Source organism: Dialister sp., from assembly GCF_036343215.1.
Lineage (GTDB): Bacteria > Bacillota > Negativicutes > Veillonellales > Dialisteraceae > Dialister.
Genome location: NZ_JAZASU010000155.1, coordinates 1 through 2,858, shown reverse-complemented (window position 1 = coordinate 2,858; position 2,858 = coordinate 1). Strand labels below are relative to the sequence as shown.

The following is a 2,858-nucleotide window of genomic DNA, read 5'->3' as shown; positions in this document are numbered from 1 at the left end:
TGTGTCAAGCTTTCCGCGCATTAAAATTTAAAATTAATAAATTAAAAAGCGTATCCTGCTGGATACGCTAAAATAGGGTTATGTAATTGTCTGTTTTTAGGAGTAAATCCTTAAGTGTGTGCCATTACCCGAAGTTCGGGGGGCTGTCGCCAAAGGCGACTGGGGGGATGTACTATCGTACAAGTCGAAAATGAGATAAAAGGTACAAGCATCCCGGAGGGCTCCGCGAAGGGGTGGGAGGACGAACATGTCGAAACGTTTCCTGGCAGGAGCGACAGAAATCACAAAACATGATTTTCCTGCTGATCTGTATTCCCGCTCCCATGCTATCCGATAGTGCGCGGGCATTCGTCCCCCCAGTCTGCTTCGCAGCCAGCCCCCCTCTCGAGGGGGGCTTGACCGAATAGCCGACGAAGTCGGCAATATGACTCATTCACCAAATGACTCAAAAGTAAGTCATGCCCGGCGTCCAGCCCTCCTCGAGAGGAGGGCTCCGCGAAGCGGTGGGAGGACGAACAAGTCGAAACCATACCCGGCAGGAGCGTCATAAATCATTAATCATGATAAATTTTCCTGCTAATTTGTATTCCCGCTCCCATGCTGTCCGATATTGCGCGGACATTCGTCCCCCCAGTCTGACGCAGCCAGCCCCCCGCTGCGGCATGACTCTCACTGCCTTCTGTGTGTCCCTTCGGTCCTTCAGAAGGCGTTCGAGAGCATCTCGAGGGGGGCTTGACCCATCCGCCGCTTTTGCGGCCTTTTTTCGTACATGGGCCTCCCCATTTCTGATATACTACAGATAGCAGGAGTTTCTGGGTATGATCAGTGAGGTGCCGATTATGGAAGTGACAGTGTACGAACCCTCCAAAGATAAACACCGCGGGGAAGTCATAGAAGGGATCAATGCGCCGGTCAGCGAAGAGATGATGAAGAGGAAAAAGGAACTTCGCAAACATATGACTGAACAGGAAAAGAATTTATGGTATCGCTTTTTCCTTCTATTCAACGACCGGGGGCCCGAATTCATTCACCAGAAAGTTATTGGTCATTATATCGTTGACTTCTGCTGCTTTGAACTGGATTTAATTATAGAAATAGATGGTGGACAGCACTATACGGAAAAAGGCCGTGCTTATGACGCTGCCCGTACAAAGAAACTGCAATACTGGGGATTTGAAGTCGTAAGATACTCCAATAAGGAAGTCAATGAAAACTTCCCCGGTGTCTGCCAGGATATCATAAACCGGATAGAAGAAAAAGCAGTAAAAGTATTTCAGAACTAAAGCAGGACTGTAACTGTACCAACTGACTCAAAAGCTGGCCCTGCCCGGCGAACAGCTCCCCTCGAGAGGGGAGCTCCGGCAAAGCCGGTGAGGGGGAACAAGTCGAAACGATATTCATCTCTGTCAACAGAAAATCAAAAGCAGATAAATCTTTTTGCTATTGACTCAAACCCTGGCCCTGCCCGGCGAATAGCCCTCCTCGAGAGGAGGGCTCCCCAAAGGGGTGGGAGGACGAACATGTCGAAATGTTTCCAGGCAGGAGCGACAGAAATAGAGAAGCATGATGATCCTGCTAATCTGTATTCCCGCTCCCATGCTATCCGATACTGCGCGGGCATTCGTCCCCCCCAGTCTGCTTCGCAGCCAGCCCCCCTCTCGAGGGGGGCTTGACCGAACAGCCGCCAAAGGCGGCTGATGCTTCCCCCCTTTCCGCTAAACTTTGCCATGATCAAGCCCTTTTTCCATGATTACAACTATCGACAGGGCATTCCATAGAAAGGTATACCATGAAAAAATTCTTACTCTTTGATTTAGACGGTACGATTTCCGAGTCCGCTCCGGGTATTATGAAATCCATGGCTTACGGGCTGACTTTTGTGGGCATCCATGAAACGGACGAAAAAGTCCTAAAGACCTTCATCGGTCCGCCGCTGAACGTACGGCTGAGAGAACTCTACCACCTGTCCGAGGAAGACATTGCCACCGCGGTCACCCATTTCCGGGACATGTACGAAAATAAAGGAGGCCTTCTCCTCTGTTCCACTTATGAAGGGATTGGAGAAGTCCTAAGAAGAGCAAAAGAAGAAGGCCGTATTTTAGCCGTAGCTTCCAGCAAACCGGAACCTTTCGTGAAGAAAATCATTGAAATGTTCAGCTTCACTGACTATTTCACCATCATCTGCGGATCCAATCCGGAAGATGAACTGAAAGCCCCCGACGGACACAGTCAGAAAGCCAGGACCATCCTGAAAGTCTTCTCCCTCCTGGAAGAAAAAGGCTTTTCGAAAGAAACCCTCCTCAAAGAATCCGTCATGATCGGAGACACTCACTACGACATCGAAGGAGCAAAAGAAACAGGCATCGCCTCCCTCGGGGTTACCTATGGGTACGGGACAAGGGAAGAACTGGAAAAAGCGGGAGCTGATGAGATTGTAGATAAACCTGGGGAAATTTCAGGAGTATTGAAACTGTAATTGGCTTGCATATAAGTTCCCAGTTCCCCATCAGGCCCTTCAGGCCATTCATCCACCAGTGGATTGTCGATTTTACCTGTACCCCTGAACGCATGCTGAAGATTGCGATATTCCGGAAATCGGAATCCGGGAAGGTGCGCCGCGAAAAAGTTGTAAAGCGGCGCATTTTTATATACAATATCCACTCCATGCCAATTGAGATAAAAGTACAGCATGCTATCGTTTCAGGCTCCCCAAGGTTAGGTAATGGCACACACTTAAGGATTTACTCCTAAAAACAGACAATTATATAACCCCATTTTAGCGTATCCAGCAGGATACGCTTTTTAATTTATTAATTTTAAATTTTAATGCGCGGAAAGCTTGACACAATGGAAAAAAT

Annotated in this window: 2 protein-coding genes; both read left to right on the top strand. The window is 48.5% G+C overall.

Annotated elements, in window-relative coordinates; translation table 11 throughout:
- Positions 1-818 precede the first annotated feature (818 nt).
- Complete coding sequence (locus tag VZT47_RS09945) at positions 819-1,283, top strand: endonuclease domain-containing protein (RefSeq protein ID WP_330224806.1); 465 nt, start codon at positions 819-821, stop codon at positions 1,281-1,283.
- 506 nt (positions 1,284-1,789) lie between these two features.
- Positions 1,790-2,476, top strand: coding sequence for an HAD hydrolase-like protein (locus VZT47_RS09940; protein WP_330224805.1), 687 nt, complete (start codon positions 1,790-1,792; stop codon positions 2,474-2,476).
- Positions 2,477-2,858 lie beyond the last annotated feature (382 nt).

Bases quoted from the DNA above. Each gene is read 5' to 3' on its own strand.
- VZT47_RS09940 (WP_330224805.1), top strand. From the start codon at position 1,790: ATGAAAAAATTCTTACTCTTTGATTTAGACGGTACGATTTCCGAGTCC.
- VZT47_RS09945 (WP_330224806.1), top strand. From the start codon at position 819: ATGATCAGTGAGGTGCCGATTATGGAAGTGACAGTGTACGAACCCTCC.